The organism is Cohnella rhizoplanae (assembly GCF_948329515.1).
Lineage (GTDB): Bacteria > Bacillota > Bacilli > Paenibacillales > Paenibacillaceae > Cohnella > Cohnella rhizoplanae.
On record NZ_CAOJCN010000003.1, the window covers coordinates 203,921 to 228,798 of the forward strand.

A 24,878-nucleotide genomic window follows, 5' to 3' on the forward strand; every position below is an offset into this window, starting at 1 on the left:
GGGTATTAATCATCAAAAGTGTGCCTGCAGGCGAAAAATCCGAACGAATTGTAAAGATATAATAGAACGAAGATGGAGGTCAGCTATGCATCGCGTCAACTTAGACCAGAATTCCTTTAATGGTCAGGTATTCGAATTTGCTTCCTTCGGCGTCGCGCTCGTCGATCCGAAGGGTCTCATATTAGCCGTGAACCCCGCCATGGAGCGAATCTTAGGTTACGGTAAAGAAGAGTTTCTAGGAACGAATTTCGGCTGGTTCTCTCTTTCCGGCGAGCCGGTGCAATCGGTGGAGGATCTGCGGCGATTGATGGGCGACTCCGAGCTCGAAGTGCAGCTGGAGTCGCGCTTTGCGAGAAAGGACGGCCATACGATCTGGGCGCTCCTATCCGTGCGGTTGTTTCGCGGAGAGGAAGGCCAGCCGCTATATTATATTGCCCAGATCATCGATATCACGAAGCAGAAGGAATCCGAGCAGCGGCTTCAGGAGTCCGTAGAACGATATACGTCCCTCAAAAAGTACAATCACGACGCCGTCATCTCTTTCGATCTGAGCGGGCGGGTGATCAACGCGAACGCGATGGCGGAGAAAATGACGGGTTACAACATCGAGTCCGAGCTTATCGGGATGGAACTGGCGAATCTGATCGGTCAGCCCAACGTGAATCGCATTCTGTCCGAGGCGCTGCACGACATTACGGTGGAGCGGGGGATCGACACCCTGGTCGCCAAAGAAGGCGATATCGTCGAAGTGATCACGAGCATCGCGCCGATCTTCGTCAACAATCAAAATATCGGGTTTTATCTCATCTGCAAGGATATTTCGGAGCAGAGGCGGCTGGTCGTGGCCAAGGAGATGGCGGAAGCCACCAATAGGGCGAAGAGCGAATTTCTGGCCATGATGAGCCACGAGATCCGCACGCCGATGAACGGCGTCATCGGCATGACCGATCTGCTGCTCGACGCGGAACTGGACGAGGAAAATGCGAGTTACGTCGAGATCATTCGCAAGAGCGGGGAAGCGCTCCTCTCCATCATTAACGATATACTCGACCTGTCGAAGATCGAGGCCGGAAGAAGCGAGCTGCAGGAGCTCACGTTCGACCTGCGCAACTGCATCAAGGACTGCCTTTCGGTCGTCTCCGCCAAGGCGGACGAGAAGCAGCTCGAGCTCTCGTATTCCATCCAGCACGACGTGCCTGACTTCATCCACGCGGACCCCGACCGGTTGAAGCAGGTGCTGCTCAACTTGCTCGGCAACGCGGTCAAGTTTACGCCCGGCGGCAAGGTGTCGGTGTCCGTCAAAAAAGCGAAGGGCGATCAAGCCATGCTGGAATTCGCAGTGTCGGATACCGGCATCGGCATTCCGCCCGACCGGCTGGATGAAATTTTCGAGCCCTTCTCCCAGATCGACAGCTTCATGATGAGGAGGCACGAAGGGACGGGACTCGGTCTATCCATCAGCAGGCGCATCGTCGAGCTCATGGGCGGGGAGATCCATGCCGAGAGCGACGGCAAGAGCGGATCGACGTTCCGATTCACCTTCTCGCTCAACGAGAGCGAATCCAAGCACATCGGAGATCCTCAACTATCGGATGCCGCCGAGATGCCGCAAGCGAACATCTTGATCGGAGAGGACAATCCGATCAATACGCTGGTGCTCAAAAAAATGCTGGAGAAGATGGGCCACAGGGTCCAGGTCGCCGTGAACGGCAAAGAGGTGATCGATGCGGCGCTTCGCGAGCCGTTCGATCTGATCTTCATGGACGTCCATATGCCGGTCGTCAACGGATTGGACGCGACGCGCGCGATCCGGCAAAAGCTGCCATCCGGGCAAATGCCGCGGATCGTCGCCGTAACCGCGAACGCGCTGAAGAGCGATCGAGAAAATTGCATTGCGGCGGGCATGGACGACTACGTAAGCAAACCGGTCAAACGCGACGTGATTAGGAAGATTCTGAGGCAGCATGCCGGCAAAGCGGTCTAACGATTTAAATGGAGGGGCACTCGTTCGCTTGCGGACGGGTGCCTCTTCCGTTGCGTCCGAATAGAACGATGATCGCGTCCATACCGTCATGCGCATAGTTGACCGGCAATGCCGCCGCATATACCTAAAGAGCGGCATAAGTGCGAATCGCAGGAGGATGAGGCGTGTACGGAAACAACAAGTTAGGCAAATACAGGATGCTGTTGAAGGAAAAGACGCTCGCGCGGCATCTGCCGCCGACTAAGCTGGCGACCCTGGCCCATGTCCGGGCCATGCTTCGTAAGTATCGCGCCGTCTACCTCAAGCCGAGCCATGGCACGGGCGGATCCGGCATCTTTAAGCTGTCGAGCGTCCAGGGCGGCTGCCAGCTTAGACACGGAACGCATAGCAGGGTTTATTCGACGCTCGAGCAGGCATACTCGGCCTACGACAAGAGCCGGCCGAGAAAAACGTATCTCGTTCAGATGGGGATTCCGCTGCTCGGTTATCGGCGCCGCCCATTCGACCTGCGCGTCATGGTCCAGCGCAATCCGCGTCGGGAATGGGAAGCGACGGGCATCGTCGGCCGACTGGCCATGCCTGGCAAGGTCGTGACCAATTATCACAGCGGGGGCAGGCCGATGCCGGCGGAAACGCTGCTCGCGCCATCGATCGGGTCGGGCCGGATGAAAGTCTACCGGCTGCGGCTCGAGGCGCTTGGCCTTCGCGTCAGCCGGCATATGAGCGTCCATTTTCCCCGCTTCCAGGCTTACGGCATCGATATCGGCATCGATCGGAACCTGAAGCCCTGGATTATCGAGGTGAATTCGCGCCCGGATAAGTCGATCTTTAACGCGTTGTCCGACAAGCGCATGTACCGCAAGATCATGCGTTACGGGCGGCAGTCATACGCAAGGGCGCATCGCGCCAAGCGTTAGCATTGTGCGCCCGCAAAGGAATATAGGGCCGCTTCCCTCCAAAAAGGAAGCGGCCGTCCTGCGTTGGAGAGACGACGGCATAGGAATGAACAACTTTCATAGCTCAAAGACATACCATTTGCTGCTTTTCATAGTTACAATTTCCGCGTCGGCATGGCAGACTGTATCGCAGAGGGGGTGAAAAAGTCGAATCATCGCCATTAAAATGCAGGGCAATCCCGATTCCGTACCAACATACGACTCTAACAAAGCGAGGGAACGAACTGATGAAGCAAGCATGGCCAGGGACGCAACGAACAGGAACATGGAAGTCCAAGTTGTTCGGCTTGATATGCGCGGCGACGATCGTCGTACCGGTGATTCCGGCGCCGAGCGCGTTTGCCGCGACGATAAATGTAACCGCTTTCGGAGCGAACGGCGGCGACACGGCGGACGATCTGACCGCGATTCAGAACGCCGTCAATTCGGCGGCTAACGGCGATACCGTGTACCTGCCCGCGGGCACTTACTATCTGTCCGCCAACGTGAACGGCAAGACCGGCGTCAAGATCGCCGGCGCGGGACGCGATTCGACGACCGTGAAGCTGACGTCTGGTTCTTCCGCGGACAAGTTCTTCTATCTGCACAACGTGTCCAACGCGGAGATCGCGGACATGACGCTCGACGGCAACAGCAGCGCTACGCTGCTGTCGGCGATCACGTCCGAGTCGGGCGACGGGAACAAGATGCGTCATCTGCGGGTCAAGGATCTGGCCGCGTCCGCCGGCTTCGGTCCGTTCGCGCTGTACGGCATCGGATCCACGCATCTCGAGATCTCCGACAATATCGTGACGAATACCGGCGTGAACTCCGATTGGGGCGGCGGCGTCCGCGTCGGCTGGGGCTCGAGCTATGCCCTCATCGAGAACAACACGATCGCGGATACCGGCCGCGGCGGCATCTTCGTCAACGACGACAGCGCCTACGCGGTCGTACGGGGCAATACCGTGACGGGTACCGGTAAGAAGATGGAAGGGCTCGGCATCGAACTGCACACGAACGCCGACTACTCCATTATCGAGAACAACAACGTCGACCATTGGATCAGCGCCGTGCGGTCCAAGTACATCGCCGTCCGCAACAATGTCGTCAAAGCGAACGACGGCTCCGTGGGCAACATGGGCCTCGAGGTCATGGTCGATCACGGCGTTACGTCGGGCAACCTCGTCGACGGCGGTCAGCAGGTCGGCATGCAGCAGTCGCCGGGCACCGGCTACCAGCTGTGGAATTACAATACGGTGCAGAACATCGTCATGTGGGGCATGCAGCTCCAGGGCGCAGGGACCGGCGCGACGGAGCAGTACCAGTATTTCTACAAGAACACGTGGAAAAACGGAGCCGCGGGCAACCCGGCCGCCGCTTATCCGGGCTATGACGGCAATGCGGTCCGGATCCACGGGGATACGAAAAATATCGTTTTCGACAGCAACCAGATTCTGAACAACGGCCGCAAGGCGATCGAGATCACGACGGCCTCCGGCACCGACCGGCTCAGCTTCGTCAATAATACGATTACGGGCAACGCCGGTCCGTCGATCGACCAATATCCATCATCCGCGGCTGATCTGGAGTGGAGCGGCAACACGGTCAGCGGCAACGGCACGAACACGCAGCTTACGAGCCGCGGTTTTTCGGATCCCAAGCCGGTCGCGAACTTCACCGCGCCGCTGACGGTGCAGCTCGGTCAGCCGATCACGTTCACGAATACGTCGACCGACAACGGCACGATCGTAGAGAACCTGTGGGACCTCGGCGAAGGCCTCCCGGTGACGACGGCCAGCCCTACGTATACGTACCAGAAGGCGGGCACGTACAAGGTCATTCTCGGCGTCTGGGACAACGGCGGCCGCGCGAGCGTCAAGGAGCAGACCGTCACGGTCAACGCCGGACCGCCCGACACGACGGCCCCCTCTGCGCCGGGCAGTCTGACCGCGCCGTCCAAGTCCAACGTGACGGTCAATCTCTCCTGGTCGGCGTCGACGGATAACGTAGCGGTCGTCGGCTACGACGTGTTCAAAGGCGGCGTACTGGTCGGCTCCACCTCCGGCGCGACGACTTACACCGTGACCGGACTCACGCCGAGCACGGCCTACAGCTTCACGGTCAAGGCGAAGGACGCCTCCGGCAACGTCTCGGCGGCGAGCAATACGCTGAACGTCACGACGGATGCGGGCGACACGCAGGCGCCGACCGCGCCGACGGGATTGACTTCCCCTGCCAAGACGGATACGAGCGTCAGCCTGTCCTGGACGGGCTCGACCGACAACGTGGGCGTTACGGGCTATAACATTTACAACGGCGCCGCGTTGGCCGGCTCGACGACGGGCGCGAGCGCCACGTCCGTCACGTTGACCGGATTGCCGACGAACACGACCTTCTCGTTCACCGTCAAGGCGAAGGACGCCTCGAACAACCTGTCGGCCGCCAGCAACACGTTGACGGTCACGACGGATCCGGCCGCGAACTGGGTGAACTGCGCAGGAGAAAACAACCTGTGCTCGTTCTCCGGCACGAAGCAAGTGCGTTACGGCGCCGCAGGGAGCTACGTCTACGGCACATACACGACTTCGGTCATGTGCTCCAACAACGCCTTCGGCACGGACCCTGCCCCTGGACAATACAAGACGTGCGACGTGAACCTCGCGGGCGGAAGCGGCGGAGACACCCAGGCGCCGACGGCGCCGAGCGGTCTGACGTCCCCGTCCAAGACCTCGTCCAGCGTGAGCCTGTCCTGGACCGCGTCGACGGACAACGTCGGCGTCACGGGCTACAATATTTACAACGGCGGCAGCCTCGCGGGCTCCACGACGGGCGCGACGACGTATACCGTCAGCGGCTTAAGCGCGAATACGGCGTATGCCTTCACCGTCAAGGCGAAGGATGCCGCGGGCAACCTGTCGGCGGCGAGCAGCACGCTTAACGTGACTACGAATGCGTCCTCCGACACGCAGGCGCCGACGGCGCCGAGCGGTCTGACGTCCCCGTCCAAGACCTCGTCCAGCGTGAACCTGTCCTGGACCGCGTCGACGGACAACGTCGGCGTCACGGGCTACGATATTTACAACGGCGGCAGCCTAGCCGGCTCTACGACGGGTGCAACGACGTTCACCGTGAACGGGTTGAGCGCGAGTACGGCGTATACGTTCACGGTCAAGGCGAAGGACGCGGCCGGCAACGTCTCTGCGGCGAGCGGCGCGCTGAGCGTCACGACGAACGCAGGCTCCACGCCGGCGAACGGACTGATCGGCGCGTATTACGCAGGCAACTTCGGCACGCTGGCGATGACGCGCACCGACGCGACGGTCGACTTCGACTGGGGCGACGGCCGGCCTACGGGAGACGTGCCGGGCGAGTGGTTCACGATTCGCTGGACCGGCAAGGTGCAGCCGCAGTATTCGGAGACGTACACCTTCTACACGGATACGGACGACGGCGTCCGGCTGTGGGTGAACGGCCAGCAGCTGATCAACAACTGGGTATCCATGAACGGCGAGCTTAGCGCCACGATCACGCTGACCGCCGGCACGAAGTACGATATCGTCATGGAATACCTGGAGAACGGCGGCAACGCCCATGCCAAGCTCTCCTGGTCCAGTGCTTCGCAGGCCAAGCAAGTCGTGCCGACGGGCCGGCTGTTCACAAGCTGATCTTAAAGCTCAAGACCCGAGCTAATCGGCAGGAGTGATCCAGGCAAGCCGGTTCCGGCGCAGCGCGCCGGAGTCGGCTTGTTTTAGTCATTCGGCGCCGGGAGAGGAAGTCGGATATTTCATAGTCGTCACCGATAGTTTTTCGAATTTTTTACTGTCGTTTCCATTTCCTGCGCGTGGGATAATCTCGGGCGAAGGGAGGTGAAGGCGCTTCGCATGACCATGGCCGATCGTGCCATGCGGCATCCGGATCAGTCAGCCGATCGATAGCTTGATTCGAGAGGAGCTCGAGATTAATGAGGAAAGCACGGGCAAGAAAGCCAGGTTTCAAGGTAGGCGCCGTTTTGCTGGCGCTCGCTACGCTGCTGCCGGTCGTCCCGATGCCGGCCGCTTTTGCCGCGACGCTAAATGTAACCGCTTACGGAGCGAACGGCGGGGACACGTCGGACGACCTGCAGGGGATTACGAACGCCATCGCGGCGGCCGCGAGCGGGGACACGGTTTATTTCCCGTCCGGCACGTATTACATCAGCAGTACGATCAATGCCAAGTCGGGGATCAAGCTGATCGGGCAGAGCAGGGACAACACGATCATCAAGTACAGCGGCACCGCGGACAACAACATGATCACGCTCAGCAATACGACGGGCGTCGAGGTGGCGCAGCTGACGCTGGACGGCAACAACAATACGCACATCGTCGCCGGCATCATGGGCGAGCCCGGCAGCAGCCACAATATTCATCATAATCATATCAAGGACTTGGTCAAAGCCGACGGATTCGCGCCGTTCGGCATCCTCCTGTCGGCCACGGACAACGCCACGATCGCGGACAACACGTTCACCAATATCGGCGTCAATTCCACTTGGGGCGGGGCGATCCGCGCGGGCTGGAACTCCAACAACACGAAGATCCTGCGCAATACGATCGCCAATACGGGCCGCGGCGGCATCTTCGCCAACGATACGTGCAACGGCGTCGTGATCCAGAACAACACGATCACGGGCTCGGGCTTGCACGAGCACGGATTGTCGATCGAACTGCACACGAGCTGCAACAATTCCGTGATCGAGGACAACAACGTCGACCACTGGATCAGCGCGGTGCGGTCGGCCTACGTCGCGGTCAGGCGCAATACCGTCCACACGACGGACGGGACCGTGCAGGGCATGGGACTCGAGGTGATGGTCGACCACGGTGTCACGACGGACAATCTGGTGGACGGCGGACAGCAAGTCGGCATGCAGCAGTCCCCGGGCACCGGCTACCAGTATTGGGGCTACAACACGGTGCAGAACATGGTCATGTGGGGCATGCAGCTGCAGGGCGCCGATACGGGAGAAGTCGAGCAGTACCAATATTTCTATAAAAATATCTTCAAAGACGGACCGCTCGGCCATCCCGCAGCCGCCTATCCGGGCTACGACGGAAACGCCGTCCGGATTCACGGCAACTCGCGGAATCTGACCTTCGACAGCAACCAAATCGTCAACAACGGACGCAAAGCGATCGAGATCACGACCGCTTCGGGCACCGACCGGCTAAGCTTTATCAATAATGTCATCACGGGCAACGGCGGCCCGTCGATCGACCAGTACCCGTCGTCGGCCGCGGATCTGGAATGGAGCAACAACACGGTCAGCGGAAACGGCACCAACACGCAGCTGGTCAGCCGCGGCTTCGCCGATCCGAAGCCGGTGGCGAACTTCAGCGCGCCGCTCAGCGTGCAGCTGGGGCAATCCGTCACGTTCACGAACGCCTCCACGGATAACGGCACCATTGCGGAGAATCTGTGGGATCTCGGAGAGGGGCCGCCCGTAAACGCGGTAAGCCCGACGTATACCTACCAGAAAGCCGGCATCTACCGGGTGACGCTCGTCGTGTGGGACAACGGCGGCCGCGCGAGCCTGAAGGAGCAGACGATCAACGTCTACGCAGGCCCGCCGGATACGCAGGCGCCGACGGCGCCTGCGTTGTCCTCGCCGTCCAAGTCCAACGTAACGGTCGATCTCTCCTGGTCCGGCGCCTCGGATAACGTCGGCATCGTCGGCTATGACGTGTACAAGGGCGGCCAGCTCGTCGGCTCTACATCCGGAGCGGGCGCTACGGCCTATACGGCGACCGGACTTACTCCGAGTACGGCATACAGCTTCACGGTCAAGGCGAAGGATGCGGCCGGCAACGTCTCCGCGGCCAGCAACGCGGTGAACGTCACGACCGATGCCGGCGACACGCAGCCGCCGACCGCGCCGACGAACCTGGCTTCCACCGGCAAGACGGATACGAGCGTCAGCCTATCCTGGTCCGCTTCATCGGACAACATGGGCGTGAGCGGCTACGACGTATATTACGGCACGACGCTCGCAGGGTCCACGACCGGACCGAGCGGCACGACGTTCGTGGCTAGCGGCCTCGCGCCGAATACGGCCTATACGTTCACGGTTAAGGCGAAGGACGCCTCGAACAACGTCTCCGCGGCCAGCAATGGCGTCACGGTCACGACGGAGCCGCTCGCCAACTGGACGCTGTGCGCGGGCGAGAACAATACGTGCAGCTTCACGGGCACCAAGCAGGTGCGCTTCGGGGCGAATGGCAGCTACGCCTACGGCACGTTCACGAATTCCGTGATGTGCTCCACGAACCAATTCGGCGATCCGGCTCCGGGTTATTACAAGTCCTGCGAGGTTAATCTGGCCGGCACCGGCGGAGGCGGGGACACCCAGGCGCCGACCGCGCCGACGGGCTTGACCTCACCGTCCAAGACGGCGACGAGCGTCAATCTCTCCTGGACGGCGTCGACCGACAATGTCGCCGTTACGGGATACGACGTGTACAACGGGCAGACGCTCGCGGGAACCGTGACGTCCGGCACGACGTTCACGGTGTCCGGCTTGACCGCGAACACCGCCTATACGTTCACCGTCAAGGCGAAGGATGCGGCGGGCAACGTTTCCCTCCCGAGCAGCGCGCTTAGCGTCACGACGAATGCTTCGACGGATACGACTGCGCCTTCTGCGCCGACCGGGCTGTCATCGCCGTCCAAGACGAGCACGAGCGTCAATCTGGCGTGGACGGCTTCGACCGACAATGTCGGCGTGGTCGGCTACGACGTTTACAACGGTTCCAATCTCGCCGGCACCACGGCTTCGACGACGTTCACGGTGACGGGACTCACGGCCGGTACGGCCTACAGCTTCACGGTCAAGGCAAAGGACGCGGCGGGCAACGTATCGGCCGCCAGCGGCGCGACGAACGTCACGACCGATGCGGGCTCGACGGCGAACTGGGTATTTTGTGCCGGCGAGAATAATACCTGCACCTTTACAGGAACGAAGGAAGTGCGGTACGGCGCGAACGGCAGCTACAATTACGGCACGTACACCAATTCCGTGTTCTGCGGCAACAGCACCTTCGGCGATCCGATCTCGGGCACGTATAAGACTTGCGAGGTGAACATGGGCGGCTCCGGCAGCGGCGGCGGCGACACGCAAGCGCCGTCAGCGCCTGGAAGCCTGACTTCGCCTTCGAAAACGTCCACGAGCGTCAGCCTTACCTGGGCCGCGTCGACCGATAACGTCGGCGTGACGGGCTACGAAGTGTACAACGGCGTATCGCTGGCCGGGACGACGTCCGGCACTTCCTTCACGGTAAGCGGATTGTCCGCAAGTACGGCATATTCATTCACGGTGAAGGCGAAGGACGCTGCGGGCAACACGTCGGCGGCTAGCGGCGCGCTGAGCGTCACGACCGACGCCTCCTCCGGCGGCGGCAGCGGCAGCGTCGTCCGTGAGTATTGGACGGGAATTTCCGGCACTTCCGTGTCTACGATTCCGACCGGTACGACCCCTAGCGGCACGGGGACGCTGACCAGCCTGGAAGCGCCGACCGACTGGGGAGATAACTACGGCACGCGCATTCGCGGCTATATTACCCCGACGACGTCAGGCTCGTACACGTTCTACATTGCGGGCGACGACGAGTGCCAGCTTTACTTGAGCACGAACAACAGCCCGTCGAACAAAGCCATGATCGCGAACGTTTACGAGTATACGGGCGTTAGAGAGTGGAACAAGTATACGACGCAGCAATCCGGCGCGGTGACGCTGACCGCCGGGCAGCCGTATTATTTCGAAGTGCTGCACAAGGAAGGCGGAGGCGGCGATAATCTGGCGGTAGGCTGGACGGGACCGGGTATCTCGACGATCACGGTGGTCGGCGGCTCTTATCTTTCCGCTTACTGATCGAGGAGAGGGTATATAAAGCGCATTAAGACGCTTGACGCGGCTCTTCCGCGTCAGGCGTCTTTTGGCGCGCGCGAAAAACAAGGCCGCCATAAACGCGGAAAAGTGATATGTTTATGAGGGAACGTTGGAGGACATCGCGAAAGGGTGGATGGCAACCGATGAGCGAACAGCTTCGATATGAACGGAACTGGGCAGGCAATTATCGATATCGGGCTTCAGAAATATACGCGCCGGCCAGCGTGGAGGAAGTGCAGGAGATCGCGGCTCGCAGCAGCCGCGTCAAGACGCTGGGATCGCGCCACTCGTTCAACGGGATCGCGGATACGCACGGCGTTCACGTGTCGCTGGAGAAGCTCAACCGCATCGTCGGTCTGGACCGGGCGAACGGCCGCGTGACCGTCCAAGCGGGCATCAGGTATGGGGAATTGTGCCGGTATCTCGACGCGCACGGCTTCGCGCTGCCCAATCTGGCATCGTTGCCGCACATTACCGTCATCGGCGCCTGCGCGACGGCGACGCACGGCTCGGGCGACCGCAACGGCTGCCTCGCGACGTCGGTGCGCGCGCTGGAGCTCGTCGCGGCGGACGGGAACAAGGTCGCCCTCTCCCGCGACGACGGGCAGGGAACGCTCGAAGGCGCGGTCGTCGGGCTGGGCGCCCTCGGTATCGTGACGGCGGTCACGCTGGACGTCGTCCCGGCGTACCGCATGAGCCAGACCGTGTACGAATCGCTGCCGCTCGCGCGTCTGGCGGACGACTTCGAGGCCATTTTCTCCGCGGCCTACAGCGTCAGTCTTTTCACGGATTGGCGCGAGGCGGCTTTTAATCAGGTTTGGGTCAAGAAAAAGGAGACGGAACCGGACTTCGGGCGCGAGCCAGAAACGTTCTACGGCGCCGCGCGGGCCGCGTCGCCGAGGCATCCGGTTCCGGGCTTCCCCGCGGAGCCCTGCAGCGAGCAGCTCGGCATCTCCGGCCCTTGGTTCGAGCGGCTGCCCCATTTTCGCATGAACTTCACGCCGAGCGCGGGCGAGGAGCTGCAGAGCGAGTACATCGTCCCGCGCGCCTCGGCTTATGACGCGCTGCTCGCGATCGCTGGGCTGCGCGAGCGTATCGCGCCGCTGTTGTACATATCGGAGACCCGTACGATCGCCGCGGACGACTTGTGGATGAGCCCTTTCTACAGGCAGGACTCTGTCGCGATTCACTTCACGTGGAAACCCGACTGGCACGCCGTCTCGCAGGTGCTGCCGCTAATCGAGACCGCGCTTGCGCCCTACGATGCGCGGCCGCACTGGGGCAAGCTGTCCTTGATGCCGCCCGAGCGGCTGCGCCCGCTGTACGAGCGGCTGCCCGATTTCCTGCGGCTGGCCCGGCGGTTCGACCCGGAGGGCAAGTTCGGCAACGCATTTCTCGAGCGGTATGTAACCGGGACCGCCGCCGACGATTAACGCGGCGCGGCGCGTTCGCGGTCATCGGGGGTCGCTCCAGGCGGATCTTCTGATTTCTTTGGCGGTTTTTCCGGTGTCCTGTTTGAGCATGCGGGCGAAATGATGGGACGTCTTGAAGCCGCAGCGCTCCGCGACCTCGGATACGGTGATGCCGGTATGCGCGAGCAAGTCGATGGCGCGGGCGATCCGGAACCGCCATAAGTACTGGATCGGAGTCGCGCCTTCGTGCTTCTTGAACAGCCGGAGCAGGTGCTCGGGAGATACGCCGGCCCGGGCGGCCAGCGAAGGCAGCGTAATGTTCTCGGCGAAGTGCCCGCGGATCCAGTCGATCGCCGAGTACACGGCGGGATGCTTCTCCTGCTGCCGGCTGAACCGGACGGACTCGTAGGGGAACAGATGCAGCGCGGCCAGACCCAGGCTGCGGATGACGGGAGCGCCCGCTTCGGTCACGTGCTGCTGCAGTTTGAGCATGAGGTCGGTCAGCCGGTTCATCTCCTCTGTCAGCGGCAGCGCCTCGGGCAGGACATGAAGCGCGCGCAGGCAGGCATCGTCCAGGCGGCCGGTCGAGACCGCGATCCAACGATGCCAGGTCTCCTCGGTCCTGGAGAAGACGAAGGTCTCTTCATGCCCGGGCTTGAGGAGCAGCCCTTGGCCGGGGGACAAGGACAGCGACCTGTCGCCGATCGTGACATGCATCTCGCCCGTGTAGAGCATGACCAGCTGAATATCCTGCTGAACACGGGGACCGAAGCGTCCGCCGGGCGGATAGACGACGGAGCCGGCGGTCGCGCCGGTCACGTCGTCGTACGATATTGAATTTAATGGGTGCACGGATTCACAGCCTCCTAAATGTGACCATGATCAATAGCAGATACAGATATGATGTTTACAGCCATTGCTGGGCTCCCTGGCGAGCGGTATGCTGAAGTCGTTACGATGTACAGCAGCGAAAGGGGAACCGAATCCATGAATCCGATGACGACCGCGCCTTTGCTCCAGCCGCTTGCCGACGAGCAGATTCGATTTTTCAGGGAACAAGGCTATATTCTGCTCAAAAAGGGCATGTCCCCCGATTTAATCGATGCCTTTAACGGACACATCTACGATATTCGGAGCCAGGAACCGGTGCCGGAATGGGCGGGGTGCGATCCGAACAAAAAGTTCGCGCTCCGGCTGTTCAATCCGCACAAGCACGACAGCTTCAGCCGTCAGGTCATGAAGCTCCCGGTCGTGCGGGGCGCGCTGGCGCAGCTCATGGGCAGAGAAGCCGTCTGCGTGCAGAGCATGTATTTTTACAAAGAGCCGGGTTCGCCGGGCCAAGCCTCCCATCAGGACTATTACTATATCAAAAACGATCCGATGACGATGATCGCCGCATGGACCGCGATGGAGGACAGGGTGGACGAGGAGAACGGCTGCTTATGGGTCATCCCGGGCACGCACAAGCTGGGCCTGCTGCCGCACGGCGCGGTCAAGAACCTCGAGGAACACGAATCGTGGACCGAGGAGACCGAGGGCGCGGATACGAGCCGCCAGATTCCGGTTCCGATGGAGAAGGGAGACATCTTGTTTTTCAGCGAGCTGCTCATCCACTCCTCCAACAAAAACCGCAGCAAGGACCGCTGGCGCCGGTCTTACGTATGCCACTACATCCGCGAGGATTCAAGCGTGCTGCACCGCGAGGATCTGCGGCAAAAGTATCCGTTGTATTAAGGATCGAACACGACTGTACTAAGGATCGAATACGACCGTACTAAAGATCGAATACGACGACCGTTCAGCGGTTCCACTTGCGGTACCTGGTCGGACTCGTGCCCGCGACTTTCCTGAACGTCCGGTTGAAATGCGCGAACTGCTCGAAGCCCACCTTTTCGGAGATCGACGCGACCGTATCCGCCGTGGTCCCCAGCAGCGTCTGCGCCTCGCGGATCCGCACCAGATTCTGATAGCCGACGAGGGTGAAGCCGGTCACTTTTTTGAAGGTGCGGCTCAAGTAGGAGGGACTCATCGCGAACCTCTCCGCCAGCCCGGCGAGCGCCATTCGCTCCGCATAATGCGCGTTGATATGCCGCACGACCTCGGCGATCCGCTTGTGCGTCGGGCTGAGCGGGTCGTCCGCTGCGTCGACCTCCGCCTCCTTCAGCCGCGACGCGAACAGCAGCAGCTGCGTCACCAGCAGCCGAAGCGCGAGCTCGTAGCCTTCCTCCCGGTTTTTGACTTCCTCCTCCATTTTGCGGAACAGGTCTTCGGCCAGCCACTGCTCCTGCGGCTTCAGGCGGTACAGATGATTCGGACGCCTGAAGATACGCAGCAGTCCGGGATCGAAGAGCGGGTGATCCGTTCCGAGGAAGGCGTCGCTGAAATTAAGCACGATCCGCTCATGCTGCGGCGAGCCGAGCACGGACGACTTGTGGACGTCGTACTTGTTGATGAACACGAGATCTCCCGCGGCGACGTTGTACGCGCGCTCTTTGATGAAGTGGTGCTTGCGCCCCGCGACCTGATAGTACACCTCATAAGTGCCGTGGTAATGATTGTTCCGCTCGAACGGAGCCGCGCGGATCACGCGGTGGAGATAAATGTCGCGGTCCTCGTGTCCGTAATCGACCAGCAGCGTATCCTTGCTCAATGCGCTCACCTCAGGGCAAAAAAGATCATTTATGAGCCCATTATAACAAAAAAGGCCAATACTTAGCGCTTACATTGTCTTATGATAAGGGTCAGAAACCGTAATAAAGGGGTGCTGGCCGGTGAAGCCGTTTATGGATGAGCAATTTTTGCTGGGAAACAAGGTGGCCGAGCGTTTGTATCACGAGTATGCGGCGCCGATGCCGATCATCGACTATCATTGCCATCTCGACCCCAAGGAAATCGCGGAGAACAAGCGGTTCGCGAACCTGACGGAAGCCTGGCTGTACGGGGATCACTATAAATGGCGGGCGATGCGGGCGAACGGCATCGAGGAAAGTCTCGTGACGGGCGGAGAGGGCGCGGGCGACTACGAACGTTTTGTGGCCTGGACGCGAACGGTGCCGGCGACGCTGGGCAATCCGCTGTACCACTGGTCCCATCTGGAGCTCAGACGGCTGTTCGGGGTCGAAGAGATCATCCGCGAGGACAACGCGCGCGCGATCTGGGACCGGACCCAGGCATGCTTCGACGGCGAGGGCTATTCGGTCCGCGACCTGATCGCGAAGAGCCGCGTCGAGGTCATCTGCACGACGGACGATCCGGCGGATTCGCTTGAATATCATGCGGCGATCGCGGACGACGCTACGATCGACACGCTCGTACTGCCGTCGTTCAGGCCGGACAAGGCGCTTAACCTGCTGGCTAGCACGTTCCGTCCGTGGCTGGAGAAGCTCGAGGCCGCGACGGGCGCGCCGATCGCGGATTACGACGCGCTGTTGACGGCTTTGGCGTCGCGAGTCGCGTATTTCCACGAGCGGGGCTGCCGCGTCTCGGATCATGCGCTCGACACGGTGCCGTTCGCGCCGACGACTCAAGAAGAAGCGGCCGCGATCTTCGCCAAGGCGCTGGCGGGCGACGCCGTCTCCCGGGAGGAAGCGGACAAGTATCGCACGTACACGCTTCTGCAGCTGGGACGCTGGTACAGCCAGCGGGATTGGGCGATGCAACTCCACATCCACGCCCGCCGCAACAACAGCTCGCGCATGTTCGCCCGGCTCGGCCCGGATACCGGCTTCGACTCGATCGGCGACGGCCCGCTCGCGGATCAGATCGTCGGCCTGCTCGATACGCTCGACCGCGAAGGGGCGCTGCCCCGCACGATTCTGTATTCGCTCAACGCGGGCGACAACGACGTGCTCGCCTCCATCATCGGTTCGTTCCAGGGCGGCGGCGTTCCGGGCAAGATTCAGCTCGGCTCCGCCTGGTGGTTCAACGATACGAAGGACGGCATGCTCGCGCAGATGACGACGCTGGCGAATATCGGGCTGCTCGGCCGATTCGTCGGAATGCTGACCGACTCGCGAAGCTTCCTGTCGTATACGCGACACGAGTACTTCCGCCGCATCCTATGCGACGTGCTCGGCCGGTGGGTCGAGCGCGGCGAGGCCCCCGGCGACATCGATTGGCTGGGCGGCATCGTCCGCGACATCAGCTACCGCAACGCCAAGCAGTATTTCAAGTTCGGCGCCGGCGCCTGACGACCGCTCATTAAAAGGCTGTTCCCATGCCATGCCGTTGGCGGGGAACAGCCTTTTTTTGCTTCCTCTAGGCTTGCGGTCCGAAAGTAGTCTCCGTCGGAGTCTCTTTTGCCCGCTAGCCGACCGATGAGCCGGAAGTGATCTCCGTCAGAGTCTCTTTTGCCGACCAGACAACGTATGTGCCGAAAGTAGTCTCCGTCAGAGTCTCTTTCGCCGACCAGCCGACGTATGAGCCGAAAGTAGTCTCCGTCAGAGTCTCTTTCGCCGACCAGCCGACGTATGAGCCGAAAGTAGTCTCCGTCAGAGTCCCTTTTGCCCGTCAATCAACCGATGAGCCGAAAGTAGTCACTTGCCCTTGCCCCTCCGATAGTGCCCCGGCGGCGACCCGTACGCCTGCTTGAACGCGCGGATGAAGTAGTTGGGGTCCATGCCGATCCTTCCGGCGATCTCCGACACGGGGGTACCCGGGGTCTCTTCCAGCCAGACCGCCGCCTGATGCAGCCGGAAGCGGCGCAGATAGGCGAGCGGCGGTTCGCCGTAGGCCTCGCGGAACAGGCGCTGGAAGTGCTGGACCGAGTAACCGACGGCGCTCGCGACGTTGGACATGACGAGCGGTTCGGCGAAATGCTCGTGCAAATAATGGACGGCACGCTCGAGCGCGGCGTCCGACTGGCGTGCGGGGGGCGGCAGGGCGGGAGAAGCCGGCCCGGTTCCGAGCGACGCGAGCAGCAGCAGAAAATCGTAGAGCCGCGACGACAATGCCCGGGAGGCCGCCGCGTCCGCGCCGTCGGCCAGATGCCACAGCGTTCGGACCGCGTCCGCGAGCGGCGCGGTGTCCTTCAAGGAGATCGTCGCGCCGAAGGGCATCCCGCAGGCATCTGCGATGCCGCGCGCGGAGGGGCCTTCGAATCCGACGAACCCGAGCAGCCAAGGTTCGCGAGGCAGCGGATCGTAGCTGTGCGCCTCGTCGGACGGCAGCAGCAGCGCTTGCCCGGCGCCCAGATAGAGACTGCTGCCGTCGGCGAACGCGAAGCGTCCTTTTCCCCGGAGCGCGATAAAGCACTGCATGACGGGAAATCCGCCGGGGCGGGCCACGGGATGCTGCGCGTGCGCGCCGATGCAATACAGGCGGATCGGCAGCCGATCGTCATGACCGTAAGGAGACAGCCGGAAGGGAAGGTGCATCGCGGGATTCCTCCATGTTCATTTTGTGCTTATATAGACGCGCATTGTGCTAACGCTATAGACATGAGACATCTTACAATCAGACTATAGTTTAGTTTGTAAGCGTTGGCAATGCGGTCACGCGACGAATAGCGATCGAATAGGGGAGAGCGAACAATGACGAATCGATATGCGCCGGTCAGCGGCAAAATTCGGGGATTCATGCACGGCGCCGATTACAATCCGGACCAATGGCAGCATGATCCGCATGTGCTCGAGGAGGATATCCGGCTGATGAAGCTGGCGGGCTGCAACGCGATGGCGGTCGGCATCTTCGCCTGGGCGGCGATCGAGCCGGAGGAAGGTAAATTCGAGTTCGGCTGGCTGGACCGGGTGCTCGAGCGGTTCGAGGCGAACGGCATTTACGCATGGCTGGCGACGCCCAGCGGCGCCCGTCCCGCCTGGATGTCGGAGCGGTACCCGGAGGTGCTGCGCGTCAACGCATCACGCGTGCGCAACCTGCACGGGCACCGCCACAATCACTGCTACAGCTCCCCGGTGTACCGGGAGAAGGTGGCGATCATGAACGGCAAGCTGGCCGAGCGTTACGCGCGGCATCCCGCCGTCCTCGGCTGGCACATCTCCAACGAGTACGGCGGAGATTGTCATTGCGACTACTGCCAGGAGGCGTTCCGAGAGTGGCTTCAGGCGCGTTACGGCACGCTGGACGCGCTCAACGCGGCCTGGTGGACGTCCTTCTGGGCGCATACCTACACGAGCTGGTCGCAGCTCGAGGCGCCTTCGCCGCGCGGCGAGAATATGGTTCACGCGCAGAATTTGGACTGGCGGCGCTTCGTAACCGACCGCACCGTGGACTTTTGCAGCCACGAGATCGCGTCCGTGCGTCCGTTCAACCCCGACCTGCCCGTAACGACGAACCTGATGGAAGGCTACGAGGGGCTCGATTATCGCAAATTCGCCGACATCCTGGACGTCGTCTCCTGGGACGCCTATCCCAAATGGCACGGCGCGCGGGACGACATCGAGGTCGCGGCATGGTTCGCGTACAACCACGATCTGTTCCGCTCGCTCAAGGACCAGCCGTTCCTGCTCATGGAGAGCACGCCGAGCATGACCAACTGGCAGCCGATCAGTAAGCTAAAGAAGCCGGGCATGCACAAGCTGGCATCGCTGCAGGCCGTCGCGCACGGCTCGGATTCGGTGCAGTACTTCCAGTGGCGCAAAAGCCGCGGATCGAGCGAAAAGCTGCACGGCGCGGTCGTCGACCACGTCGGACACGAGCATACGCGCGTGTTCGCCGACGTGGCTGAGCTGGGCGAGACGCTCCGGCGCCTCGCGGATGCGGCGGGGACCGGCGTGGTCGCCCGAGCCGCGCTCCTGACCGATTGGGACAACCGCTGGGCGGTCAACGATTCGCAGGGTCCCCGCAATGCGGGCGTTCATTACGAAGATACGCTGATGGAGCATTACCGCGCGCTCTGGTCGCTCGGCATCCAGGTCGACATCATCGGCTCCGAGGAAGACCGGGATCTCTCCCGCTACGACCTGATCGCGGCCCCGATGATGTACCTGTGCCGCGCATCGGCGGGCGAGCGCCTGGAGCGCTTCGTCGAAGCGGGCGGCACGCTGGTCGCCACGTACTGGAGCGGCGTCGTCGACGAGCACGATCTGTGCTACCTTGGGGGTTTCCCGGGTCCGCTCCGGCGCACGCTCGGCATCTGGGCGGAGGAGATCGACGCGCTGTACGACGACGAGCGCAATGCGCTCGTGCCGGTGGACGGCAACGCGCTTGGCCTCGAGCGGACTTACGAGTCGCGCGAGCTGTGCGAGCTCGTGCACCTGGAAGGCGCCACCGCGCTGGCGACGTACCGCGACGACTTCTATGCGGGACGTCCGGCGCTCACGGTCAACGCCCTCGGCCAAGGGCGCGCCTATTATCTCGCGACGCGCGCCGATACCGCGCTGCTGGGCGCGCTGTATGCCAAGCTCGCCGACGCGCTGTCGCTCCCGCGGGCGCTCGCGACCGATCTGCCGCGCGGCGTGACGGCGCATGTCCGCACGGACGGCGAATCCGAGTACGTGTTCGTGGAAAATTACAGCGGCGCGGACCAGTCGGTCAAGCTGGACGGGGCCGCGTACCGCGACGCGGAGACCGGGGAACCGATCGCCGGCAGCGAGCTCGGCCTCGCGCAAAATGGCGTACGCGTGCTGGTCCGTCCGGCCGCGGGTTAAGGCGGAGGCGAAGAGAAGAGCAGGGAAGCGCATCGCATGGCCCCCGAAGCACTACGGTCTCTGTACGACGTAGCCCGCTCCGATAAGTTCATACTCCCATCTGATTCCAACCAGCCTCGCATAAGCCTCCGGCTTTGCGGGGCTTTTCGCTGCGCGGGTTTGCCTCCGGCGTTTTTATACTTTTTTTAGAATTGCTTTGAGGATGGTTTAGACTTGCCGTTTAAGCTGAATTACAGGGAGCCGAGAGCGGCCGGCGGATACCGGACCGAAGGGGTTTCAACATTCAGATCAGCGGAGGTATCGGATATGAAGAAGAAATGGTGGATGGCAGGCGGCGCGTTCGGCGTAGGGGCGGCGATGCTGCTGGCGAGCGGATTCAGCGCGATGGCGAGCACGTCGGGATACGAGGCTTATGACGCCGCGCTTGAGAGGACGACGCAGGCTGTCAGCTTAACGGCGCGAGCCGACTTGACGGTCACGGATAACGGCAAGTCGCTCTTCGCCGGAGCCTCGGAGATCCGGTGGAACGAAGCGCAGCGAGCGGGCAGCGTCGTCGCGACCGCCCATCGCGATGGGGAGACGCACGGCGCGAATATTTACGTCCAGGACGGCCAGTTCGTCGTCAAAACGGCGGACAGCGACGCCTACCGCGTCAAGCCGCTGGACGGGGAGACGGACAAGGGCCGCTCGGAGAAGCCGCACGGTCCGCCGCAAGCTGCCTTGCAGCTGTTCGACGCGCTCACGGGCAACGTCAGGGAGCTGGCGACAGTGGAGACGGCGCCGGACGGCGGCCAGCGGGCCGCGCTGCATCTGTCGGGCAGCCGGGTGCCGGCGATCGCGAACGCGCTCGGCGCATTGGCGACCGCCGGGCTGTCGGAGCGGGGCGCTGCCGGCGCAGAGCTGCCGAAGCTGACGGAGGCGGTGAAGGTCGAGCGCATCGATCTCGACGCGGATATCGGCGCGGACGGCAGGCTCGAGGAACAGACCGCGAGCATCGTGTTGACAGGCAGGGACGAAGCGGGCGTCAAGCATGAGCTCGAACTCGCGCTGCGCATCGACTTTTCGGATTACGACGTCACGACGCCGGAGCGGATCGATCTGGCAGGCAAGACCGTCGAGCCGCTGGTGGACGCAAAAGGACCGCACGGCGGCTGGCGCCGGTAAGCGTCGCACTTATCGACCGGGCAACGGGGAACGGCGCCGTTCTGCGACGGAGCCTGGGGGCGGCAAGCCGCCCCTGCGCTTGATCCGCGCATGGAAGACAGAATGGAAGGGGAAATGAATGATGGAAACCGTGCTAAAAGTAACGGACGTCGCCAAAAGGTATAAAAACAGCCGCGGCGTGCAGGACGTCAGCTTCGAGGTGGCGGCGGGCGAGGTGTTCGGCCTGATCGGCCCCAACGGCGCGGGCAAGACGACGCTGCTCAAGCTGATCTCCGGCCTGGCGCGTCCGGACCGGGGCAGGATCGAGCTGTTCGGCCATGACCTGGCGACGCGGTTCGAGCAAGCGATGGCCGGCGTAGGCTGCATCATCGAGACGGCCGATGTCTACGCGAAGATGACGGCGTACGGCCAGCTCCGGCAGGCGGCCCGATTTTATCCGCGGCTGCCGGCCGCGAGGATCGACCGCGTGCTGGAGCAGGTGGGGCTCGCCGCCTACCGTCATGAGCGTGCCGGCGGTTTTTCGCTGGGCATGAAGCAGCGCCTCGCGCTGGCGTCCGCGCTGTTGTCCGGCCCGAAGCTGGTTCTCCTCGACGAGCCGACCAACGGGCTCGACGTCGAAGGGATGGCCGAGCTTCGGACCGCGATTTGCCGTCTGGCGGACGAGGAGGGCGTCGCCTTTCTCGTGTCCAGCCATCTGGTGCACGATCTGGGCTTGATCGCGAGCCGGGTCGGCATCATGAGCGAAGGACGAATGATCCGTACCGAGGCGGTGGACGAAGGGCTCTGGGGCGAATCGAGCCTGGAGCAGTATACGATGGCGCAGATTCGCGGCGAAAGGGAGGTGAGGTTCGGATGAACGGTCTGTATGCGAGCGCGCGCAACGAGACGGAGCGTCTGTGGCGACGGAGGAAGACGAAGGGCTTCGCGCTTGTCGCCGTCCTGCTGCCCATGCTGGCCGCTTGGGCGCTGGGCGCGCTGCCCGAAGACGGCTTGACCGGGGTGCTCGGCGGAGATTTGCCGATGCTGACGCTCCGCTTTCTGACGCTGATTCTGGTGCCTTTGTTTCTCATGATGACCGCCGCCGACCTGTTTGCCGGCGAAGCTGCGGACGGCACGCTGAAGCTTGCGCTGCTTCGACCGGTCACGAGGGCGAAGGTGTACGCCTCGAAAATATTCGTGCTCTCCTTCTACGCGGCGGCGCTGCTGGCGGCGGGCTGGATCGCCGCGACGGCCGCGGGGATGTTCGTCGCGGGCGCGGAGGCCGCGGACGGCATCGCCGAGAGCCTCAAGGCGTACGCGGTGTCCCTGCTGCCGATGATCGCGCTCGGGTTGCTGGCCAGCCTCGTCGGCCTGATCGTGCGCAGCGCCGCAGGCGGGATGGCCGTCATGCTGCTGGTCTACGCGGCGGCCGGTCTGCTGCCGTTTCTGGTGCCGCAGGCATCGGTGTGGTCCGTCGTCGCCTACGCGGACTGGCATGTCCTGTGGGCAGGCGCGGGCGCGCCCGCCGGCAGCCTGATCCGCTCGGCGGGGATCTTGATCGCCTATTGTATAATGGCTTATACGGCAGGCGTCGTCCTGCTCGATCGCAAGCAGCTCTAATTCCAGGCGCCGTGCCGTGCCCTAAGGAGATACCCCATGTCCATCAAGTTCAGGCTCGTGCTGTCGTACGTCGCGATGACGGTCATCCCCGTCATCCTGTTCGCCCTGATCGCGACGAGCGTAGCCTCGCTGCTGTTCAAGACGCCGGGGGACGGGAGCGCCACGAAGATTCCCGCCTCGTGGTCCGCCTCCAGCAGACTGGACGAATTGACCGCGGGCGTGAAGTTCATGGCGGAGACCGATCCGGACCGGTACGGCGACGTAGATTTTCTGGCCAAGACGACCCGGCGCCTGCAGGAATTCGACGCCAGGCTCGTCATTGCCAAGGACGGCGCGATCACCTATGCGTCGCCCGAAGCCGCAGCGGTCTCTAACCTGTACCGGCGGCTGCAGGAGGCGCGCCCGAACGACGAGCGGCCGTCTTGGGGCAAGAAAAAGATCGACGGGAAGTACAGCGTCGTCAAGTACGACTTCCGATTCGGAGACGGGAGCGCGGGCGAAGCGTTCGTGCTTTACGATATGAGCACCTTTTTCGGGAGCATACGCTCGCTGTTCCTGCTGGGGCTGGCCGCGCTGCTCGCCGTCGTCGCGCTGACCAACGGCATCCTGACCCTCCTGGTCTCCCGCAGTCTGATCCGGCCGCTGAATGCGCTGCAGCAAGCCGCAGGGCGGATCAAGGACGGACAGCTCGACCAGCGCGTCGATCTGAGGCGCAAGGACGAGATCGGCAGGCTGGGGGAGGCGTTTGAAGCCATGCGCGTCCGTCTGAACGACTCGATCCGCCTCCAGCTGCAGTACGAGGACAACCGCAAGGAATTGATCGCGAACATCTCGCACGACCTCAAGACGCCGATCGCCGGCATCAAGGCCTGCGTCGAGGGCATTCAGGACGGCATCGCCGATACCGGCCCCAAGCGGGACAAATATATCGGCATGATCGCCAAAAAAGCGAACGATATGGACCGGCTGATCGACGAGCTGTTTCTTTTCTCCAAGCTGGACCTGAACCGGCTGCCCTTCCAGATCGAGCCAACGGATCTTGGCGCGTACCTGGCGGATTGCGCGGAGGAGCTCCGCGCCGATCCGAGGATGGCCGGGATCGGCATCGTCGGCCCGATCGGCGGCGCCGGCGTCGGCGCCGTGCGCGTGCAGGCCGACAGGGAAAAGCTGAGGCGCGTCCTCATGAACGTCGTGGAGAATAGTCTGAAATACATGGATAAACCGCTCCGCGAGATCGTCATCGGATGGACGGACGGCGACGGAGAAGCGACGGTCCGGATCGCCGACAACGGAGCGGGCATCGCGCCAGATGCGCTGCCTCACGTATTCGACCGGTTCTATCGCGCCGAGCTCTCGCGCAGCACGGATACGGGAGGCAGCGGGCTGGGCCTCGCGATCGTCAAGCAGATCGTCGAAGGACAGGGCGGCCGGGTCTGGGCCGAGAGCCGCGAGGGAGAATGGACGAGCATTTGCTTCACGCTTAAAAAGACGGAAACGGACGGTGTGCGGCCATGAAGCGGATTCTGATCGTCGAGGATGAGCTGGTGATCGGGGAAGTGCAGAAGGATTACCTGGAGGCGGCCGGCTGTGCGGTCGAGATCGCGACGAGCGGGGACGTCGGCCTCGCGAAGGCGCTGGCGGAAGATTACGATCTGCTCATCCTCGATCTCATGCTGCCCAAGGTGGACGGCTTCGAGATCTGCAGGCAGATTCGCGCGCGCAAGAACATCCCGATCCTGATGGTATCCGCGCGCAAGGAGGACATCGACAAGATCCGCGGCCTCGGCCTTGGCGCCGACGATTATATGACCAAGCCGTTCAGCGTCGGCGAGCTCGTCGCCCGCGTGAAGGCGCATCTGGCCCGGTACGACCGGCTAACCGGTTCGGGGCACGCAGCGAGGGCGGAGGAGATCCGGCTGCGCGGCATCCGCATCGACAAGCCGTCGCGCAAGACGTACGTGAACGAGGCCGAAGTCCCGCTGACGTCCAAGGAATACGATCTGCTGCTGTTTCTGGCGCTGCATCCGAACCGCGTCTTCGGCAAGGACGAACTGTTCGAGAAGATCTGGGGCCTGGACGCCAACGGCGATACGGCGACCGTCACCGTATACATCAGCAAGCTCCGCGAGAAAATCGAAGCCGATCCGTCCAAGCCGCAATATATCGAGACGATCTGGGGCGTCGGATACCGCTTCAACGTATGACCGTGCACAATCGCCCCGGGATCTTGCCGGTGCTTAGGAGAGGGGG

15 protein-coding genes and 1 pseudogene are annotated in these 24,878 nt (G+C 62.4%); 13 read left to right on the forward strand and 3 right to left on the reverse strand.

Going from position 1 to position 24,878, the window contains the following annotated elements; all coding sequences use genetic code 11:
- The first annotated feature begins 85 nt into the window (after positions 1–85).
- The 5 genes and pseudogenes from PQG80_RS07650 to PQG80_RS07670 all read left to right on the forward strand — a co-directional run bounded on the left by PQG80_RS07650 (position 86) and on the right by PQG80_RS07670 (position 12,279).
- A complete protein-coding gene (locus PQG80_RS07650; RefSeq protein ID WP_271750666.1) occupies positions 86–1,984 on the forward strand; it encodes a PAS domain S-box protein in 1,899 nt (632 codons plus the stop codon).
- A gap of 164 nt (positions 1,985–2,148) precedes the next feature.
- The gene (locus tag PQG80_RS07655; RefSeq protein WP_271750667.1) at positions 2,149–2,901 is read left to right on the forward strand and encodes a YheC/YheD family protein; all 753 of its coding nucleotides are present in this window, start codon (positions 2,149–2,151) and stop codon (positions 2,899–2,901) included.
- A gap of 266 nt (positions 2,902–3,167) precedes the next feature.
- Entirely contained in the window at positions 3,168–6,587 is a 3,420-nt protein-coding gene (locus PQG80_RS07660; RefSeq protein WP_271750668.1) for a fibronectin type III domain-containing protein, read from the forward strand.
- A 296-nt stretch (positions 6,588–6,883) separates the two neighbouring features.
- A pseudogene (locus PQG80_RS07665) lies at positions 6,884–10,780 on the forward strand (fibronectin type III domain-containing protein); the annotation flags it as partial.
- Between the two features lie 209 nt (positions 10,781–10,989).
- Positions 10,990–12,279, forward strand: coding sequence for an FAD-binding protein (locus PQG80_RS07670; protein WP_271750670.1), 1,290 nt, complete (start codon positions 10,990–10,992; stop codon positions 12,277–12,279).
- A 21-nt stretch (positions 12,280–12,300) separates the two neighbouring features.
- Here the strand turns inward: PQG80_RS07670 and PQG80_RS07675 are convergent, their stop codons facing one another.
- Positions 12,301–13,110 (reverse strand): AraC family transcriptional regulator, encoded by an 810-nt coding sequence (locus PQG80_RS07675; protein WP_271750671.1) that lies wholly within the window; start codon positions 13,108–13,110, stop codon positions 12,301–12,303.
- A gap of 135 nt (positions 13,111–13,245) precedes the next feature.
- Here PQG80_RS07675 and PQG80_RS07680 point away from each other — a divergent pair, with 135 nt between their 5' ends.
- The gene (locus PQG80_RS07680) at positions 13,246–13,992 is read left to right on the forward strand and encodes a phytanoyl-CoA dioxygenase family protein (RefSeq protein WP_271750672.1); all 747 of its coding nucleotides are present in this window, start codon (positions 13,246–13,248) and stop codon (positions 13,990–13,992) included.
- 64 nt (positions 13,993–14,056) lie between these two features.
- On the opposite strand, the gene PQG80_RS07685 is transcribed toward PQG80_RS07680, so the two are convergent.
- Positions 14,057–14,908, reverse strand: a complete 852-nt coding sequence (locus tag PQG80_RS07685) for an AraC family transcriptional regulator (protein WP_271750673.1) — start codon at positions 14,906–14,908, stop codon at positions 14,057–14,059.
- Between the two features lie 121 nt (positions 14,909–15,029).
- On the opposite strand from PQG80_RS07685, the gene uxaC reads away from it, so the two are divergent.
- On the forward strand, positions 15,030–16,448 hold the full coding sequence (gene uxaC / locus PQG80_RS07690; RefSeq protein WP_271750674.1) for a glucuronate isomerase: 1,419 nt from the start codon (positions 15,030–15,032) through the stop codon (positions 16,446–16,448).
- A gap of 345 nt (positions 16,449–16,793) precedes the next feature.
- On the opposite strand, the gene PQG80_RS07695 is transcribed toward uxaC, so the two are convergent.
- Positions 16,794–17,633 (reverse strand): AraC family transcriptional regulator, encoded by an 840-nt coding sequence (locus PQG80_RS07695; RefSeq protein WP_271750675.1) that lies wholly within the window; start codon positions 17,631–17,633, stop codon positions 16,794–16,796.
- 156 nt (positions 17,634–17,789) lie between these two features.
- Here PQG80_RS07695 and PQG80_RS07700 point away from each other — a divergent pair, with 156 nt between their 5' ends.
- The 6 genes from PQG80_RS07700 (at position 17,790) to PQG80_RS07725 (ending at position 24,832) form a co-directional block, all read left to right on the forward strand.
- Entirely contained in the window at positions 17,790–19,865 is a 2,076-nt protein-coding gene (locus PQG80_RS07700) for a beta-galactosidase (RefSeq protein WP_271750676.1), read from the forward strand.
- 306 nt (positions 19,866–20,171) lie between these two features.
- Positions 20,172–21,029: a hypothetical protein gene (locus tag PQG80_RS07705; protein ID WP_271750677.1), complete on the forward strand. Its 858-nt coding sequence runs from the start codon at positions 20,172–20,174 to the stop codon at positions 21,027–21,029.
- Positions 21,030–21,147: 118 nt separating this feature from the next.
- Positions 21,148–21,885, forward strand: a complete 738-nt coding sequence (locus tag PQG80_RS07710) for an ABC transporter ATP-binding protein (protein WP_271750678.1) — start codon at positions 21,148–21,150, stop codon at positions 21,883–21,885.
- Positions 21,882–22,628, forward strand: a complete 747-nt coding sequence (locus PQG80_RS07715; RefSeq protein ID WP_271750679.1) for an ABC transporter permease — start codon at positions 21,882–21,884, stop codon at positions 22,626–22,628. Before PQG80_RS07710 ends, PQG80_RS07715 begins: the two co-directional genes overlap by 4 nt.
- 36 nt (positions 22,629–22,664) lie before the next feature.
- Entirely contained in the window at positions 22,665–24,143 is a 1,479-nt protein-coding gene (locus tag PQG80_RS07720; RefSeq protein WP_271750680.1) for a sensor histidine kinase, read from the forward strand.
- Positions 24,140–24,832 (forward strand): response regulator transcription factor, encoded by a 693-nt coding sequence (locus tag PQG80_RS07725; RefSeq protein WP_271750681.1) that lies wholly within the window; start codon positions 24,140–24,142, stop codon positions 24,830–24,832. The genes PQG80_RS07720 and PQG80_RS07725 overlap by 4 nt, the downstream gene beginning before the upstream one ends.
- Positions 24,833–24,878 lie beyond the last annotated feature (46 nt).